Below are 16,658 nucleotides of genomic sequence, written 5' to 3' on the forward strand. Positions count from 1 at the left end.
TTATGAATTCAAAACGTTACGAGCGAATCTGCGAAATGCTCGCCAGGCGTCAGCCTGATCTGACGGTCTGCATGGAGCAGGTCCATAAACCTCATAACGTCTCTGCTATCGTCCGCACCGCAGATGCCGTCGGCGTGCATGAAGTCCACGCCGTCTGGCCAGGCGCACGTATGCGTACCATGGCCTCCACCGCCGCAGGCAGCAACAGCTGGGTATCCGTGAAAACTCACCAGACTATTGGTGAAGCGGTCTCGCACCTGAAAGGGCGTGGCATGCAGGTTCTGGCAACCAACCTCTCTGCTAAAGCCGTGGATTTCCGTGAGATCGACTACACCCGTCCGACCTGTATTTTAATGGGCCAGGAGAAAACGGGGATCACGCAGGAAGCACTGGATTTGGCCGATCGGGACATCATCATTCCGATGATTGGCATGGTCCAGTCACTCAACGTGTCGGTCGCCTCAGCGCTGATCCTGTATGAAGCGCAGCGCCAGCGTCAGAATGCCGGAATGTACGAGCGCAGCAACAGCATGCTGCCGGAAGAGGAGCAGCAGCGCCTGCTGTTTGAAGGTGGCTATCCGGTGCTGGCTCGCGTTGCGAAGCAGAAGAAATTGCCTTACCCCCACGTCAACGCGCAGGGCGAAATTGAAGCCGATGCCGAGTGGTGGTCCACCATGCAGTACGCGGGATAAATCATGAAAGGCCGCCTGCTGGACGCTATACCGCTCAACAGCCTGACGGGCGTGGGCGCGGCACAAAGCAGTAAACTGGCGAAGATTGGCCTGCACACCGTGCAGGATCTCCTGCTCCACCTCCCCCTGCGTTACGAAGACCGTACTCAGCTTTATAAAATTGGCGATCTGCTGCCCGCTATTTACGCCACCGTTGAAGGGGAAGTGCTGAACTGCAACATCACCTTTGGCGGACGCAGGATGATGACCTGCCAGATCAGCGACGGCACCGGTATTCTTACCCTGCGCTTTTTCAACTTCAATGCGGCAATGAAAAACAGCCTTGCCACTGGACGACGCGTACTTGCGTACGGTGAAGCCAAACGGGGCAAATACGGCGCGGAGATGATCCACCCGGAATACCGCGTGCAGGGCGATCTCAGCTCACCTGAGCTACAGGAGACGCTCACGCCGGTCTATCCAACCACCGAAGGCATTAAGCAGGCTACGCTGCGCAAGCTCACCGACCAGGCGCTGGAGCTGCTCGATACCTGCGCCATTAACGAGCTGCTGCCGCCGGAGCTGGCGCAGGGCATGATGAGCCTGCCAGAGGCGTTGCGCACCCTGCACCGCCCACCGCCAACGCTTCAGCTTGTTGATTTAGAGAGCGGTAAACACCCCGCCCAACGGCGTCTTATCCTTGAGGAATTACTGGCTCACAACCTGAGCATGCTGGCCCTGCGCGCAGGTGCGCAGCGTTTCCACGCGCAGCCATTAAGCCAGCGTGATGAGCTCAAAGATAAGCTGCTGGCCTCACTGCCGTTTAAACCCACCGGCGCCCAGGCGCGGGTGACCGCCGAGATCGAACGCGATATGGCGCTGGATGTGCCGATGATGCGCCTGGTGCAGGGCGATGTGGGTTCCGGTAAAACGCTGGTCGCCGCGCTGGCCGCTTTGCGCGCTATCGCCCACGGCAAGCAGGTGGCGCTGATGGCACCGACGGAACTGCTGGCCGAGCAGCACGCCAACAATTTCCGTAACTGGTTTGCCCCGCTGGGAATTGAAGTGGGCTGGCTGGCCGGGAAGCAGAAGGGCAAAGCGCGCCTTGCGCAGCAGGAGGCGATAGCCAGCGGGCAGGTGCAGATGATTGTCGGCACGCACGCCATTTTCCAGGAACAGGTGCAGTTTAACGGCCTGGCGCTGGTGATTATCGACGAACAGCACCGCTTTGGTGTTCATCAGCGTCTGGCGTTGTGGGAGAAAGGTCTGCAACAGGGCTTCCACCCGCATCAGCTGATCATGACCGCCACGCCGATTCCGCGCACCCTGGCGATGACGGCCTATGCCGATCTGGATACCTCCACCATCGACGAACTCCCCCCGGGTCGTACGCCGGTGACAACGGTCGCCATTCCGGACACGCGCCGCAGCGACATCATTGACCGCGTGCGCAACGCCTGCACCCACGAAGGACGTCAGGCTTACTGGGTCTGTACCCTGATTGAAGAGTCTGAGCTGCTGGAAGCGCAGGCTGCCGAAGCCACATGGGAAGAGTTAAAGCTCGCCCTGCCGGAGCTGAACGTCGGTCTGGTTCACGGGCGCATGAAGCCTGCCGAAAAGCAGGCGGTGATGCAGTCGTTCAAACAGGGTGAACTGCATTTACTCGTTGCGACCACGGTTATCGAAGTGGGCGTGGACGTGCCGAACTCCAGCCTGATGATTATTGAGAACCCGGAGCGCCTGGGCCTGGCGCAGCTCCACCAGCTACGAGGCCGCGTGGGCCGTGGCGCGATCGCCTCTCACTGCGTGCTGCTCTACAAAGCCCCGCTGTCGAAAACCGCGCAGATGCGTTTGCAGGTATTACGCGACAGCAATGACGGCTTCGTCATTGCGCAAAAAGATCTGGAGATCCGCGGCCCGGGTGAACTGCTGGGCACGCGTCAGACGGGTAACGCCGAATTTAAAGTGGCGGATTTGTTGCGCGATCAGGCCATGATCCCCGAAGTACAACGCCTTGCGCGTCATATTCATGAACGCTACCCCGAACAGGCGGCAGCGTTAATTGAACGCTGGATGCCGGAAACCGAGCGGTATTCCAACGCCTGACGATCAGCCAAACATCGGCAGCATCAGGTAGAGCTTAATGACCAGCGCGTTGACGATATCAATGAAGAATGCCCCCACCATCGGCACCACCAGAAACGCCATGTGCGACGGACCGAACCGTTCAGTGATCGCCTGCATGTTTGCGATGGCCGTTGGCGTTGCCCCCAGTCCAAACCCACAGTGACCCGCTGCCAGTACCGCCGCATCATAGTTTTTGCCCATCATGCGCCAGGTAACAAAGATGGCATACAGCGCCATAAACACGGCCTGTACCGCCAGGATCGCCACCATCGGCAGCGCCAGCGAGGCCAGTTCCCACAGCTTGAGGCTCATCAGCGCCATCGCCAGGAACAGCGACAGGCTGACGTTCCCCAGCACGGACACTGCGCGCTCAAAGACGCGGTAGAAGCCCATCTGCGCCAGACCGTTGCTCAGGATCACCCCGATAAACAGCACGCAGACAAAGGTTGGCAGTTCGAAAGCCGTTCCAGCCAGCCATTGCGCAACGATTTTGCCCACGGTGAGGCAGATAGCAATCATGGCGATGGTTTCAATCATCACCAGCGAGGTGATGCTGCGGCCAACGTCCGGTTTTTCAAACGCGGTCGGCACCATTTCATCGTCTGGCCTGCCTTCCGGCGTGGTGGAGTGTTTCACCAGATAGCGCGCCACCGGGCCGCCAATCAGCCCGCCAAGCACCAGGCCAAAGGTCGCGCAGGCCATCGCCACTTCCGTTGCGTTTTCAAAGCCATAGCGTTCGATGAACAGCTTGCTCCACGCCGCGCCCGTTCCGTGGCCACCTGACAGGGTAATCGACCCCGCCAGCAGACCCATCAGCGGATCCAGCCCCAGCAATGACGCCATACCGATGCCGATGGCGTTTTGCATCAGAAGCAGGCCCACCACAACAATCAGAAACACGCCCAGCACCTTGCCACCCGAACGCAGGCTTGCGAGGTTAGCGTTCAGGCCGATAGTGGCAAAGAAGGCCAGCATCAACGGATCTTTCAGGGACATATCAAAATCGATTTCCCAGCCCATGCTTTTTTTCAGTATCAGCAGGGCCAGCGCCACCAGCAAACCACCGGCGACGGGTTCAGGAATGGTGTACTTTTTCAGAAAGGAAACACTGTGTACCAGCTTGCGACCAAGCAGAAGAACCAGCGTTGCGGCAACAAGGGTCGACAACGTATCGAGATGAATCATAAAAGGCTCCTGTTATGCGCGTATTCCATACACACGCGGCGTTATCCTGGGCCGGGTGATGCTCGTCATGAGCCGCCGGCGCGAAAAGTGTAATTTTTTTTTGCTGTTCGTTGTAGAAAAGCTGCTCACACCGGCAGATTTTCTCTCTTTTTTTTGCTGGCAATCGTTTGCTTTTACCAGGTGGTCAGCTAAAATGCCCGCTTTTCCACCGTGGGATTGCCGCCAATGTCTGTTAACACTCTGGAGTCTGCTGATGCGCAACCGATTGCGCAGAAGCAAAACAGCGAACTGATTTACCGCCTTGAAGATCGTCCCCCGCTGCCTCAAACCCTGTTTGCCGCCTGCCAGCACCTGCTGGCGATGTTCGTTGCGGTCATCACGCCGGCTCTGCTGATTTGCCAGGCGCTAGGGTTACCGGCGCAGGATACGCAACACATCATCAGTATGTCTCTGTTCGCTTCCGGCGTGGCCTCCATCATTCAAATTAAAGCCTGGGGTCCGGTGGGTTCAGGTTTACTGTCGATTCAGGGCACCAGCTTTAACTTTGTGGCGCCGCTGATCATGGGCGGTACGGCACTGAAAACCGGCGGCGCAGATGTCCCGACGATGATGGCGGCGCTTTTCGGCACCCTGATGCTGGCAAGCTGCACAGAGATGATCATCTCCCGCGTTCTGCACCTGGCGCGCCGGGTGATCACCCCGCTGGTCTCCGGCGTGGTGGTGATGATTATCGGCCTGTCGCTGATTCAGGTGGGTCTGACCTCCATCGGGGGCGGCTACGCGGCAATGAGCGACCATACCTTCGGCGCGCCGAAAAACCTGCTGCTGGCAGGCGTGGTGCTGGCGATCATTATTCTGCTTAACCGTCAGCGTAACCCGTACCTGCGCGTGGCATCGCTGGTGATCGCCATGGCGGCCGGTTACCTGCTGGCGTGGGCGCTGGGTATGCTCCCGGAGAACACCACCCCAACCAACAGCGCGTTGATTACCGTGCCAACGCCGCTCTACTATGGCCTGGGCATTGACTGGAGTCTGCTCCTGCCGCTGATGCTGGTCTTTATGATTACCTCGCTGGAAACCATTGGCGATATCACCGCCACCTCCGACGTGTCCGAGCAGCCGGTCTCCGGCCCGCTGTACATGAAACGTCTTAAAGGTGGCGTGCTGGCGAACGGACTGAACTCGTTTGTCTCGGCGGTGTTCAACACCTTCCCGAACTCCTGCTTCGGCCAGAACAACGGCGTGATCCAGCTGACCGGCGTGGCCAGCCGCTACGTGGGCTTCGTGGTGGCGCTGATGCTCGTGGTCCTCGGCCTGTTCCCGGCGGTAAGCGGATTTGTACAGCACATTCCCGAGCCGGTGCTGGGCGGCGCGACGCTGGTCATGTTCGGTACCATCGCGGCCTCCGGCGTGCGTATCGTCTCCCGCGAGCCGCTGAACCGCCGCGCAATCATGATTATTGCGCTGTCTCTCGCCGTAGGGCTTGGCGTCTCCCAGCAGCCGATGATTTTGCAGTTTGCCCCGGACTGGGTGAAAAACCTGCTCTCTTCCGGCATCGCCGCGGGCGGTATTACCGCTATCGTGCTGAATCTCATTTTCCCGCCTGAAAAGAACTGATCCCCACACGGCAGGCTGTCAATGCCTGCCGTGACATCTCTTTACACCATTCCCGCCTTGAGCATTGCGCATAAATCGTGCATAACACCCTTATGTGCGTTTCGCGGGAAGGAAGACCATGAAATTTATTGGAAAGCTGCTTATCTATCTTCTGGTAGCCCTGCTCATTGTAGTGCTCGCCTTTTATTTTCTGCTCCAGACCCGCTGGGGCGCATCGCAGGTCAGCAGCTGGATCACGGTGAATACCGATTACGAGCTCAACTTTGACCTGATGGATCACCGCTTTTCATCCCCTTCTCACATCCTTCTGGAAAACGTTACCTTCGGACGAGATGGCAAACCGGCCACGCTGGTCGCTAAAAAAGTGGATATTGGCTTAAGCAGCCGCCAGATCACCGACCCGCTGCATATGGATGCCATCACCCTGTTCGATGGCACGCTGAATTTATCGCCGCAGACGGCGCCGCTGCCGTTCCAGGCCGACCGTCTGCAACTGAATAACATGGCCTTTAACAGCCCGAATACGGAGTGGGATCTCAGTGCGCAAAAGGTGACCGGCGGCGTCAGCCCGTGGCAGCCCGAGGCGGGGAACGTACTGGGGAAAAATGCGCAAATCCAGATGAGCGCCGGGTCGCTCACCCTCAACGGCATACCGGCCAACAACGTGCTGATTCAGGGACAACTCAACGGCAAAGAGGTGGCGCTGAATACCATCGGTGCCGATATGGCGCGCGGCTCGCTTACGGGCTCGGCTCTGCGTAATGCCGACGGTGGCTGGGTTATCAACACCCTGCGTCTGAATGAGATCCGCCTGCAAAGCGACAAATCGCTGCTGGATTTCTTCGCCCCTCTCTCCACCCTGCCTTCGTTACAGATTGGGCGGCTGGAAGTGACCGATGCCCGTCTACAGGGGCCAGACTGGGCAGTAACCGACCTCGATCTCAGCCTGCGTAACCTCACCCTGAGTAAAGGTGACTGGCAAAGCCAGGAGGGACGGTTATCCATGAACGCCAGCGAATTTATCTACGGCTCGCTGCATCTGTTTGACCCTATCCTGAACGCGGAATTCTCCCCGCAGGGCATTGCGCTGCGTCAGTTCACCTCCCGCTGGGAAGGGGGCATGGTGCGCACCTCCGGCAACTGGCTGCGCGAGGGTCAGGCGCTGGTGCTGGACGACGTTGCGATTGCCGGGCTGGAATATACGCTTCCGGAAAACTGGAAAACGCTGTGGATGGACCCGCTCCCGGCATGGCTGAACAGCGTGACGCTGAAAAAATTCGGCCTGAGCCGCAACCTGGTGATCGACATCGATCCGGCGTTCCCGTGGCAGATCACCTCCCTCGACGGTTATGGCGCTAATTTGCGGCTGGCGCAGGATCACAAGTGGGGCGTGTGGGGCGGTAACGCAACCCTCAACGGGGCGGCAGCAACCTTTAACCGCGTCGACGTGCGACGCCCGTCGCTGGCGCTGAATGCCAACGCCGCGACGGTAAATATTACCGACCTGAGCGCCTTTACCGAGAAAGGGATCCTGGAAGCGACCGCCACCGTGTCACAGCTGCCACAGCGACAAACCACCGTGAGCCTGAACGGGCGCGGTGTACCACTCAACGTTTTGCAGCAGTGGGGCTGGCCAGCGCTGCCGATTGCGGGCGACGGCAATATTCAGCTCACCGCCAGCGGAAGCGTGCAGGCGAATGCGCCGCTGAAGCCGACGGTGAACGGGAAGCTGAGCGCGGTGAATATGGATAAACAGCAGGTGCAACAGACGATGACGGGTGGTGTGGTGTCGACGGTGGCTCCGGCACAGTAAATAGCCGGGTGGCGGCTTCGCCTTACCCGGCCTACGATCTCATGTAGGCCCGGTAAGCGAAGCGCCACCCGGCATTTTTCCAGCTCAGAGGTGCACCACCACCTCATCCCCCTCCGCTTTCACCACCACACCCCACTCGCTGCCCGCATGTGAACCGCCTTTTACGCCGCCGACCTTCTGCACGTTGCGCAAGCACACCGACCAGTTTTGCGCATCTCCCGTGCCGGTAAAGGTCACGACGTCGCCCTGACGTGACGCCTTCAGCGTAAACAACACGGAACCGTCCGCCGCAGGCACTTCACTCACCGCCGTTGCGCCATCGCTCAGGTTGAAAAGCTGGAAGGCCGTCCCCTCGTGCCACGCATAGTCCGGCTTCTGGTTATTATTGCCGAGCGCCAGCAGCGTGTTGTCGCGCACATAGACCGGCAGGCTCATGAAATCGTGCTGCTGCTTATGCCAGCGGCTACCCTCGATTTCGTCGTTGTGCCACAGGTGCGTCCAGCGCCCTTCCGGCAGGTAAAACTGCACATCGCCCGCCTCGGAGAACACCGGCGCCACCATCATTGAATCCCCCAGCATGTACTGACGGTCAAGATAGTCACACGCCGGATCGTCCGGGAACTCCAGCATCATCGCCCGCAGCATCGGCGTGCCGAACTCACGCGCCAGAGCCGCCTGACGATACAGGTACGGCATCAGCTGGCATTTCAGCTGCGTGAAGTGGCGCACCACATCGCAGGACTCGTCATCGTACGCCCACGGCACGCGGTAGGATTTGCTGCCGTGCAGGCGGCTGTGGCTGGAGAACAGCCCGAACGCGCACCAGCGTTTGTAGACGTGCGCCGGAGCGGTGTTTTCGAACCCGCCGATATCGTGGCTCCAGAACCCGAAGCCGGACAGGCCAATCGACAGCCCGCCGCGCAGGCTTTCGGCCATCGATTCATAGTTGGCGTAGCAGTCGCCGCCCCAGTGTACCGGGAACTGTTGCGCCCCCACGGACGCGGAGCGGGCAAACAGCACCGCCTCTTCTTCTCCCACCGTCTCTTTCAGCACGTTCCACACCAGTTCGTTGTAGATGTAGGCGTAATGGTTGTGCATCTTCTGCGGATCGGACCCGTCAAACCACTGGACGTCCGTCGGGATACGCTCGCCGAAATCGGTCTTGAAGCAGTCGACGCCGATCTCCACCAGGCCTTTCAACTTGTCGGCGTACCACCGGCACACGTCCGGGTTGGTGAAGTCGTAGATCGCCAGCCCCGGCTGCCATTTGTCCCACTGCCACAGGGAGCCGTCCGGGCGCTTCAGCAGGTAGCCCTTCTCTTTCAGCTCGCGGAAAATCGGGGATTTCTGGCCGATGTACGGGTTAATCCACACGCAGACCTTCAGCCCTTTCTCTTTCAGGCGGCGGATCATCCCTTCCGGATCGGGGAAGGTCACCGGGTCCCACTCGAAGTCGCACCACTGGAAGGCCTTCATCCAGAAGCAGTCGAAGTGGAAGACGTGCAGCGGCAGGTCGCGCTCGGCCATGCCGTCGATAAAGCTGTTCACCGTCGCTTCATCGTAGTTGGTGGTGAAGGAGGTGGTCAGCCACAGGCCGAACGACCACGCAGGCGGCAGCGCCGGGCGGCCAGTGAAGCGGGTATAGCGGTTCAGCACTTCTTTCGGCGTCGGGCCGTCGATCACAAAGTACTCGAGATATTCCCCTTCCACGCTGAACTGCACTTTGGACACTTTCTCGGAGCCGACTTCAAACGAGACGTTTTCCGGATGATTCACCAGCACGCCGTAGCCGCGGTTGGTCAGGTAGAACGGGATATTTTTGTAGGACTGCTCGGTGCTGGTGCCCCCGTCGCGGTTCCAGGTTTCGACCGTCTGACCGTTGCGCACCAGGGCGGTGAAGCGCTCGCCCAGGCCGTAGACCGTTTCCCCCACGCCCAGATCCAGACGTTCAAACACATAGTTGCGATCGGTATTGTTGTCCTGTACGTAGCCGTTGTTTTTCAGCTGGCTGCCGGTAATGCGCTGGCCGTTGCGCAGGAAATCCAGCGCCCAGAACTCGCCTTTGGTGACGCGCACGCTGACGCTGCCGCTTTTCAGCTCGGCAAACTCGGCGTTGTTTTCAATCTCTACCTTCACGTCTTTCAGAACGTTCAGCGGATAGTGCGGGCCTTTATTCAGCGCGCCCTGGAAGTGCTCAATGCGCACCCCGACAATCCCTTCCTGCGGGGCAAACAGGCGCACCGTGAACATCAACGTGTCGAGCTGCCAGGTGCGTTCGCGCACGTCACGCGGCGCCACATACACCACCAGGTCATTGCCCTGCTGCTCCACGTCGAACACCTGAACCGGATACGTCACGTTCAGGCCCGGTTGAATAAGCCAGTTTCCATCACTGATTTTCATGCTCTCGTCCTCTTAGTTCTGTAATTCTTTGCTGACCGGCAGGTTTTCAAACTCCTGCTGATTGCGGCGCGCACCCTGCGCCAGCTCGCGCAGGATTTTGGTCAGGAAAGGGGTTTTCAGCGTGTAGTAGCGTTTGGCGATGATGGCGCTCAGCACGTAGCAGATCGCTGGCGCCAGCGTAAACAGACCGATAATGATACTGATGGTCGCGCTGTTCTGGGTTTTGGCCGCCGCGTCGTAGCCGCCGCCTGCCAGCATCCAGCCGATCATCGCCCCGCCCAGCGCCAGGCCGAGCTTCAGCACGAACAGCGTGCCCGCAAAGCTGATGCCGGTCAGGCGTTTGCCGTTGGTCCATTCGCCGTAGTCGACGGTATCGGACATCATTACCCACTGAATCGGCGTCACCAGCTGGTGCAGCACGCCGATAACGAAGATGAAGCCGAACATCAGCACGGTGGCATGCATCGGCACGAAGAACATCGCCACGCTGACCACCGCCAGCGCGGCGTTGGTCCACCAGAAGATGCTCACCTTGCACTTCCAGTCGGTGAGCGGTTTCGCCAGCGCGGAGCCGATCAGGTTACCGACGCAGTAGGTGGTGAGGAAGGCGACGAACACCTCCGGCGAGCCCATGATCCAGGTGCAGTAGTACATCATCGCCCCGCCGCGCACGCAGACGGCAAGGATGTTGAGGATGGTCAGCACGCCGACGATGCGCCACTGGTCGTTTTGCCAGATATCACGCATGTCTTCACGCATGGAGGTGGTGCTCGGCGGCACCTGGATGCGCTCTTTGGTGGTGAAGAAGCAGAACGCCAGCATCATGAACGCGACCACCGACAGCACGGCGATCCCGCCCTGAAAGCCGAATGCTTTGTCATCACCGCCAATCAGGTTCACCAGCGGCATCATCAGCACCGTAGAGAGCATACCGCCCGCCGTCGCCAGCACAAAGCGCCAGGACTGGAGGGAGATACGCTGCGTCGGGTCGTTGGTGATCACGCCGCCCAGCGCGCAGTACGGGATGTTGACCACGGTATAGAGCAGGGTCAGCAGGGTGTAGGTAACGGCGGCGTAAACCATTTTGCCGTTGAGGCTCAGGTCCGGCGTGGTATACGCCAGCACGCAGACGATGCCGAACGGGATAGCGCCAAACAAAATCCATGGACGGAACTTGCCCCAGCGGCTGCGGGTGCGGTCGGCAATCAGCCCCATGCACGGGTCGGAGATCGCATCCAGCGCGCGGGCCAGCAGGAACATGGTGCCGACAAACCCGGCGGGAATACCAAAAATATCGGTGTAGAAAAACATCATATAAAGCATAACGTTATCAAAAATGATATGGCTGGCGGCGTCTCCCATGCCGTAGCCAATCTTCTCTTTTACTGACAGTACTTCGCTCATATTTTTATCCTTCACGCTGTAGGGGGCGCTGAGACCGGTTGCATTGGTTTTAAACCATTGTTTCAGATGCGGGTATTGCGTTTTCTGGTTAAGAGATTACGTTTCTTGTTTTTTGTGATCGGGATAAAAGTTGATGAGCACGAAATGCTAACCTGAGGATTTTCTTAAGAATTAGCTGAAACAGGGGGGTTAAGGTCAAAAGAGAGGTGAAAAAAGTGGTGTGGGGTATGTGGTAAATGCCTGAAAGTAGCTATAATGCGCCCCGCCTCCATGTAGCAATGCAGGCGCGGAAGATCGTCATCTCCGGTGAGGTGGCTGGACTTCAAATCCAGTTGGGGACGCCAGCGTTCCCGGGCAGGTTCGACTCCTGTGATCTTCCGCCAAAAATACAGCTAAATCTACTTTCAGAGTTAATAACATGTATAAATATCTTCCCTCAGAAAGAATCGATATACTTGAAAATAACTTAATATGTTTTAATAACCCTTTAAATTTTAACGACCCATTTGAATTCAATACTTCTTTTAACTTTAGTAGCTTTGAATCCAATTTATACGATTCGTTAAGCACTGTAGACCTTCTTAAAGAATTTCCAGCTGAATTATTAAATCAGATTGAAAAACTGCCTAAAGAAATTGTCAGCAATATACTTAAAGATGCAAAAAAAGCAATGCTCTCAATGTATAAAAAAGAAAAAGAAAATATAATAAGAGCAGCAGATACTACAATGCAAAGTTTTAACTCAAAGTTGATAGGAATAACGAGAATTCTATCATTAACAGAAACCCCTACGAATATTTTGATGTGGGGACACTACGCACAGGCCCACAGTGGGTTTATTATTGAGTTTGATATCAATCATCCATTTTTCTCACAACGTCGCGGCCAAAAAGGTGAATTTGGTTATTTACGAAAAGTCATATATCAGAAAGAATATCCATTCTTGGATCCATTCTCAGGCGATCAAATAAATCATTTCCTAATAAAAAGCAAAGACTGGGAATATGAACATGAATGGCGAATGTTGTTACCACAGGCCAATTCTGGTAAAACAATTAATGTATGTGAAAAAGAGTTTGATCTCTATGAACTACCATCCGATGCTATCAAAACAATAATTTTTGGTTGCAATACCTCAGAACATTTTAAAACTAAAATGTTCAGGTTAATAAGTTCACGAACCGACTATGAACATATCAGTTTTATACAGGCTAAAAAATCAAATTCAAGATTTGAGATTGTATTAGACCCGTTATAACTACTTTTTTAATCTATTTAATTCATTTCGACCTAAATTTTTTAACCAATTCCCCAAACTCATCCCTTCAGCCTTCGCCGCAGCCTCAAACTGCGCCTTCAACTCCGGCGTAATACGAATCTGAAAAGTTGGTGCTTTTCCGGATTTTGACTGATTAGGGTCGCGTTTAGCTGTTGACATGTACGTACCTACAAGAGCAAGATATCTTCACTGAGGTACGTACCTTATCATACGAAGACCTCAAATTGAAACGCCCTCGCCAGGTACTCGCAATACCGGACGAGAGCTAACCACACCAACTATCAAGGAGTTGATTATGGCTGATTCGCATTCTACCCCAGACACCGACCAATCCGGAACCGAGCGTTCGTTAATTGTGGGATACCGCCCGAATGTTTTCGACAAATCTACGCCGAAAATCATCCTTTCCGGCAAGTGGCTGCGCGCGGCGGGGTTTGATACCGGACAGCAGGTCACGGTAAAGGTCATGAAAGGATGCATCGTTCTGGTGGCGTATAACGAGCAGGAGCAGAGGTTGCAGGATGATTATAAACGGACGAAAGCAAAGCTTATTGAGATAGAGAAAGCGCTTGCAGCGATCCAAATTCCACATGCTGGAAAGCGCCTCGCAAAATCAAATACAAACCATCTGGCTTAACGGCTGTTTCTGTCATACTACGAGCTTACAGGCATCAACCTTATGACGCGGAGGCAGCATGACATATGAGGAATTAATAAATTCGCCAGCCGGTGAGTTTGTCATGTTTGCCAGCAAGGATGGAAAAGTTCGCATTGAATGCCGCTTCGAAAGCGATACGTTGTGGCTCTCACAGGCCACGATCTGTGAGTTATACGGCAAAGCCAAAGCTACGATCAGCGGGCATATCAAGAATATTTTTGATGAGGGTGAACTGGTCGAAAATTCAGTTGTTCGGTTTTACCGAACAACTGCCAGCGATGGTAAAGTATACAACGTTCAATATTTTAGCCTGCCCGTTATTCTCACCATCGGCTATCGTCGGCTTATTAAAATGGGAAAAGCAGGCTAAGCGATAATTCCAGTACATGTTCGTTATTTAACGATATTCACCATTTTGATACTTGATACATTTTTTATGTCATTATTGTTCTTAAAATGGAAGAACAACCATAAATCAACTTTATACTTTTTTAATATCAATTCATACCACATATATCTCGCAACGATAACTTTCTTTTTAAGCAGGCAAAGTTCTTCAGCATTCCCATTTTGAATGGTAAGTCACAATTTAAGATATTAATGAAGCGTAGTTTCCCTCAGTCTTTAAAAGGAGATTGAGATGGCTATACCTGTTTACTTATGGCTTGAGGACGATGCAGGCCGGAAGATTAATGGATCTGTCGATATAAAGGATCGCGAAGGCTCAATAGAAGTGATTGAATTTATGCATTCAATAGAACAATCTATAGAGAAATTCTCCGGAAAAATCACTTCAAAACGTATTTGTAGCACCTATGCATTCATGAAAGAGATTGATTCCTCATCCTCATATCTATACAAGGCCTTGAGCACTGGACAAACACTAACAAGAGCAGAATTTATATTTTACAGGATCAACTATAACGGGCTCGAAGAGGCTTACTTTAAGACAACTTTAGAAAATGCAAGAGTAGTTCAAATTGAACCACTCATGTTTGACATTAAACTACCGCAAAACGAACGCTATACACATTGTGAATATGTAGATCTAACATATGAAAAAATAACATGGCATTACATAGATGGAAACATCATTCATTCTGATACCTGGAAGGAACGCGCTTAAGGAGAAAGTATGTCCTGGGAATATAATGTAAAAGAGCACAAATTTTATCTTGATGGTGTTTATCAGTTCGATGCAGATTATGCAGGAGCAAGTGGTTACAAAAACGATCCATCTCAAGAATGTGTAAAAAACAGTGGGCTTCTACCTCGAGGGAAATACACAATTGGTTCCCCTCATAATTCTGCCCACACAGGAAAATATACCCTCAGCCTCACGCCCTACTCGACAAATGATATGTGTGGCAGAGACTCATTTAAAATTCATGGCAAAAGCAGTTTGCACCCTGATGACTCTTCAGACGGCTGCATTATTGCTCCTTTGAGTGCGAGAAGAAGCATCTGGAAAAGCAACGATACGGTGTTGATTGTCAAATGAAGCGTTTAATTTGTTCATTGCCATTACTCGTTGCAGTCAGTTCGCACGTCTCAGCATCTGAAATGACCGGCTTCGCAACACAGTATTACGATGAAGACGGCTCGCTGACGGAAATTTCAACCATAGTGCCCCTTTCCCCGACCATCACGATCGGCAAGAAAACGGTTCAGATGGAAGTTACTCATCTGTCTCAGATTTTCAGTACATACGTGGAGAAAGACAGCTCCGCGCACTGGATCTGCCTTCATGACGACGATGGCACCAATTATTGGTTCATTTCAGATAACGAAATGGGTGCAGGGCTGTTAACTGCGCTAGCCATATCCAGGGATGGCATCCATAAAGAGTGTGTGAATACAACGGAACGAGTCAGTGTCTCAGTCTCTGGCGTTCCATTGTTAAATGCCACTCACGGGGATTTAGTTGAATTGTTCGGCAAAAAAACAATCGGCAACAGAAAAAAGATCCTGCTTTATCAGGAGACACCTGTACAGGATGGATTTGTTCAGAACAATACCGTCTCTTATTACTTTGATGGCGAAAAATTGCGCGGCGTAATTATCGGGCAAATAACCAGTAACTAGCTTGCAGGCTCCCTCTTTTACAGAAGAGGGCGTTAAGCCTGTCCACTCAACCGCATATGCAACAGCGGAAACGGATTCCCCTGCCCGTCCAGTTCCGAACGCCCGACCTGCTCAAACCCCATATGGCGATAAAACGCCACCCCCTGCGGATTCTGCTCGTTCACATCCACTTCATTTACGCCGAATTCTGCAATGGCATATTGCAGCAGCATTTTCCCGATACCCTTCCCCCGGCTCGCATCATCCACAAACAGCATTTCAATGCGATTTTTATCCACGCCCAAAAAGCCGTGAATAATACCCACGTCATCCCGGGCAATCACAACCCTGAGATTAGGCAAATATGCGTTGAGCAATAACGGACGCAGCGCCGCGATATCGCTTTCCTGCAAAAAGCGGTGCGTGGCGCGTACGGACGACTCCCAGACTGCGACGAGGCGTTCAAATTGCGAGGGGTGTGCGGCTTCTATTTTCATGGTGATATTCCGGTTGAGTAAAGTTTCAGGGCAGCAATGTAATGATATTCAGCTCTGCGACGTGCGCCACACCCCAGGCGTACAACCATACTCCGTCTGGAAATGACGAATAAAGTGCGCGCAGTCGCTGAATCCCATCCGCTGCGCAATATCCGTCACGCTTTGCTGCGAGTTCTTCAGCAGCCAGCAAGCATAGCGCAGCCTGGCGCTGCGGATAAATTCGCGGGCCGTTTTGCCGAATTCTGCGTGGAACAGGCGGTTGAGCTGGCGTTCACTCAATGCCACTTCTCGCGCAAGCCCGGCGGTGGTGAGCGGCCGGGTCAGGAACTGTTCAATCAGCATGACGGCGCGGCGCAACCGCGAGTCAGGGATAAGCGCAAGATTCGCCGGACGTGGGGTGGCAATTTCATGCGGAACGAGCGACAAACGCTGACAGGTGGTGCTGGCGATATCATCCCCGGCATGGGCGCGGATAAGCTCAGTTGCCAGCGTCAGGGTGGAAATACCGCCCGGGCAGGTCAGCACATCGCCATCGTCGATGAAATCATACCCTTGCTCAGCATAAACCAGCGGGAAAGCCTGCCGAAATGCATCAAGGTGGAAAGGATGGATGGACGCTCGTCGTTCATTCAGCAATCCTTCCTGTGCGAGGACAAAACTGCCGGTGCCAATGCCAATGAGCGGAACCCCGGCATGGTGGGCATGTGCCAGATACGCTTTATCCCCCTGATACCCTAAGTCCAGATACTGCAATTCACCGCCGATAACAGCAAGGTAGTTAAAACTGTCCGGCGGCGCATGGGTGGAATCCGGTCTCATGATAATCCCCGCATTGCTGATAATCGGGATATCAGGAAATTCACTTATCAGGCTGATTTTAAATGCTAATTTATCCTGAGCTTTCGCTGCATAACGCAGCGCCTCCAGCAATCCGGAGACG

The 16,658-nt window shown here is 54.4% G+C and carries 15 protein-coding genes, 1 tRNA gene and 1 pseudogene; 11 read left to right on the plus strand and 6 right to left on the minus strand.

Annotated features, from left to right (window positions below; all coding sequences use genetic code 11):
• The first annotated feature begins 2 nt into the window (after nucleotides 1–2).
• The gene (gene trmH / locus ACOTZD_RS15655) at nucleotides 3–692 is read left to right on the plus strand and encodes a tRNA (guanosine(18)-2'-O)-methyltransferase TrmH (RefSeq protein ID WP_003860922.1); all 690 of its coding nucleotides are present in this window, start codon (nucleotides 3–5) and stop codon (nucleotides 690–692) included.
• A gap of 3 nt (nucleotides 693–695) precedes the next feature.
• Nucleotides 696–2,777, plus strand: a complete 2,082-nt coding sequence (recG, locus tag ACOTZD_RS15660; RefSeq protein WP_003860923.1) for an ATP-dependent DNA helicase RecG — start codon at nucleotides 696–698, stop codon at nucleotides 2,775–2,777.
• Nucleotides 2,778–2,780: 3 nt separating this feature from the next.
• Here the strand turns inward: recG and gltS are convergent, their stop codons facing one another.
• The gene (gene gltS, locus ACOTZD_RS15665; protein WP_023315156.1) at nucleotides 2,781–3,983 is read right to left on the minus strand and encodes a sodium/glutamate symporter; all 1,203 of its coding nucleotides are present in this window, start codon (nucleotides 3,981–3,983) and stop codon (nucleotides 2,781–2,783) included.
• A gap of 225 nt (nucleotides 3,984–4,208) precedes the next feature.
• Here gltS and xanP point away from each other — a divergent pair, with 225 nt between their 5' ends.
• Together xanP and ACOTZD_RS15675 are read left to right on the plus strand one after the other, a co-directional pair.
• Nucleotides 4,209–5,600 carry a xanthine/proton symporter XanP gene (gene xanP / locus ACOTZD_RS15670; RefSeq protein ID WP_015570053.1) on the plus strand — a complete coding sequence of 464 codons (1,392 nt, stop codon included), beginning with the start codon at nucleotides 4,209–4,211 and terminating at the stop codon, nucleotides 5,598–5,600.
• A gap of 118 nt (nucleotides 5,601–5,718) precedes the next feature.
• Nucleotides 5,719–7,413: an AsmA family protein gene (locus ACOTZD_RS15675; RefSeq protein WP_048210834.1), complete on the plus strand. Its 1,695-nt coding sequence runs from the start codon at nucleotides 5,719–5,721 to the stop codon at nucleotides 7,411–7,413.
• A gap of 84 nt (nucleotides 7,414–7,497) precedes the next feature.
• On the opposite strand, the gene yicI is transcribed toward ACOTZD_RS15675, so the two are convergent.
• Nucleotides 7,498–9,816 (minus strand): alpha-xylosidase, encoded by a 2,319-nt coding sequence (yicI, locus tag ACOTZD_RS15680; RefSeq protein ID WP_421636336.1) that lies wholly within the window; start codon nucleotides 9,814–9,816, stop codon nucleotides 7,498–7,500.
• A gap of 12 nt (nucleotides 9,817–9,828) precedes the next feature.
• Nucleotides 9,829–11,220, minus strand: a complete 1,392-nt coding sequence (locus tag ACOTZD_RS15685; RefSeq protein WP_174402212.1) for a glycoside-pentoside-hexuronide family transporter — start codon at nucleotides 11,218–11,220, stop codon at nucleotides 9,829–9,831.
• A gap of 288 nt (nucleotides 11,221–11,508) precedes the next feature.
• Here ACOTZD_RS15685 and ACOTZD_RS15690 point away from each other — a divergent pair.
• Both ACOTZD_RS15690 and ACOTZD_RS15695 read left to right on the plus strand, forming a co-directional pair.
• Nucleotides 11,509–11,603 (plus strand) — tRNA-Sec (locus ACOTZD_RS15690).
• 35 nt (nucleotides 11,604–11,638) lie between these two features.
• A complete protein-coding gene (locus ACOTZD_RS15695) occupies nucleotides 11,639–12,478 on the plus strand; it encodes a DUF2971 domain-containing protein (protein ID WP_058659928.1) in 840 nt (279 codons plus the stop codon).
• Here the strand turns inward: ACOTZD_RS15695 and ACOTZD_RS15700 are convergent, their stop codons facing one another.
• On the minus strand, nucleotides 12,479–12,658 hold the full coding sequence (locus ACOTZD_RS15700) for a toxin-antitoxin system HicB family antitoxin (RefSeq protein ID WP_071785192.1): 180 nt from the start codon (nucleotides 12,656–12,658) through the stop codon (nucleotides 12,479–12,481).
• A gap of 136 nt (nucleotides 12,659–12,794) precedes the next feature.
• Between ACOTZD_RS15700 and ACOTZD_RS15705 the strand changes: the two genes are divergently transcribed.
• From ACOTZD_RS15705 to ACOTZD_RS15725, 5 genes and pseudogenes are all read left to right on the plus strand, one after another.
• Nucleotides 12,795–13,136: a SymE family type I addiction module toxin gene (locus ACOTZD_RS15705; protein WP_045350361.1), complete on the plus strand. Its 342-nt coding sequence runs from the start codon at nucleotides 12,795–12,797 to the stop codon at nucleotides 13,134–13,136.
• A 58-nt stretch (nucleotides 13,137–13,194) separates the two neighbouring features.
• A pseudogene (locus tag ACOTZD_RS15710) lies at nucleotides 13,195–13,497 on the plus strand (hydroxyacid dehydrogenase); the annotation flags it as partial.
• A gap of 300 nt (nucleotides 13,498–13,797) precedes the next feature.
• The gene (gene tssD, locus ACOTZD_RS15715; RefSeq protein ID WP_032608181.1) at nucleotides 13,798–14,283 is read left to right on the plus strand and encodes a type VI secretion system tube protein TssD; all 486 of its coding nucleotides are present in this window, start codon (nucleotides 13,798–13,800) and stop codon (nucleotides 14,281–14,283) included.
• 9 nt (nucleotides 14,284–14,292) lie between these two features.
• On the plus strand, nucleotides 14,293–14,658 hold the full coding sequence (locus ACOTZD_RS15720; protein WP_023323947.1) for a tlde1 domain-containing protein: 366 nt from the start codon (nucleotides 14,293–14,295) through the stop codon (nucleotides 14,656–14,658).
• Complete coding sequence (locus ACOTZD_RS15725) at nucleotides 14,655–15,242, plus strand: hypothetical protein (RefSeq protein ID WP_223831759.1); 588 nt, start codon at nucleotides 14,655–14,657, stop codon at nucleotides 15,240–15,242. The genes ACOTZD_RS15720 and ACOTZD_RS15725 overlap by 4 nt, the downstream gene beginning before the upstream one ends.
• Before the next feature lie 32 nt (nucleotides 15,243–15,274).
• Here ACOTZD_RS15725 and ACOTZD_RS15730 read toward each other — a convergent pair whose 3' ends face one another.
• Both ACOTZD_RS15730 and ACOTZD_RS15735 read right to left on the minus strand, forming a co-directional pair.
• A complete protein-coding gene (locus ACOTZD_RS15730) occupies nucleotides 15,275–15,718 on the minus strand; it encodes a GNAT family N-acetyltransferase (protein WP_017383639.1) in 444 nt (147 codons plus the stop codon).
• 48 nt (nucleotides 15,719–15,766) lie between these two features.
• Nucleotides 15,767–16,537, minus strand: coding sequence for a GlxA family transcriptional regulator (locus ACOTZD_RS15735; RefSeq protein WP_263740538.1), 771 nt, complete (start codon nucleotides 16,535–16,537; stop codon nucleotides 15,767–15,769).
• Between the last annotated feature and the right edge of the window lie 121 nt (nucleotides 16,538–16,658).

Origin of the sequence: Enterobacter cloacae complex sp. SHL022, assembly GCF_049237785.1 — a bacterium.
Lineage (GTDB): Bacteria > Pseudomonadota > Gammaproteobacteria > Enterobacterales > Enterobacteriaceae > Enterobacter > Enterobacter hormaechei_C.

Excerpts from the sequence above, each read along its gene's own strand:
- trmH (WP_003860922.1), top strand. The coding sequence starts at position 3 with ATGAATTCAAAACGTTACGAGCGAATCTGCGAAATGCTCGCCAGGCGT.
- recG (WP_003860923.1), top strand. The coding sequence starts at position 696 with ATGAAAGGCCGCCTGCTGGACGCTATACCGCTCAACAGCCTGACGGGC.
- gltS (WP_023315156.1), bottom strand. The coding sequence starts at position 3,983 with ATGATTCATCTCGATACGTTGTCGACCCTTGTTGCCGCAACGCTGGTT.
- xanP (WP_015570053.1), top strand. The coding sequence starts at position 4,209 with ATGTCTGTTAACACTCTGGAGTCTGCTGATGCGCAACCGATTGCGCAG.
- ACOTZD_RS15675 (WP_048210834.1), top strand. The coding sequence starts at position 5,719 with ATGAAATTTATTGGAAAGCTGCTTATCTATCTTCTGGTAGCCCTGCTC.
- yicI (WP_421636336.1), bottom strand. The coding sequence starts at position 9,816 with ATGAAAATCAGTGATGGAAACTGGCTTATTCAACCGGGCCTGAACGTG.
- ACOTZD_RS15685 (WP_174402212.1), bottom strand. The coding sequence starts at position 11,220 with ATGAGCGAAGTACTGTCAGTAAAAGAGAAGATTGGCTACGGCATGGGA.
- ACOTZD_RS15695 (WP_058659928.1), top strand. The coding sequence starts at position 11,639 with ATGTATAAATATCTTCCCTCAGAAAGAATCGATATACTTGAAAATAAC.
- ACOTZD_RS15700 (WP_071785192.1), bottom strand. The coding sequence starts at position 12,658 with ATGTCAACAGCTAAACGCGACCCTAATCAGTCAAAATCCGGAAAAGCA.
- ACOTZD_RS15705 (WP_045350361.1), top strand. The coding sequence starts at position 12,795 with ATGGCTGATTCGCATTCTACCCCAGACACCGACCAATCCGGAACCGAG.
- tssD (WP_032608181.1), top strand. The coding sequence starts at position 13,798 with ATGGCTATACCTGTTTACTTATGGCTTGAGGACGATGCAGGCCGGAAG.
- ACOTZD_RS15720 (WP_023323947.1), top strand. The coding sequence starts at position 14,293 with ATGTCCTGGGAATATAATGTAAAAGAGCACAAATTTTATCTTGATGGT.
- ACOTZD_RS15725 (WP_223831759.1), top strand. The coding sequence starts at position 14,655 with ATGAAGCGTTTAATTTGTTCATTGCCATTACTCGTTGCAGTCAGTTCG.
- ACOTZD_RS15730 (WP_017383639.1), bottom strand. The coding sequence starts at position 15,718 with ATGAAAATAGAAGCCGCACACCCCTCGCAATTTGAACGCCTCGTCGCA.
- ACOTZD_RS15735 (WP_263740538.1), bottom strand. The coding sequence starts at position 16,537 with ATGAGACCGGATTCCACCCATGCGCCGCCGGACAGTTTTAACTACCTT.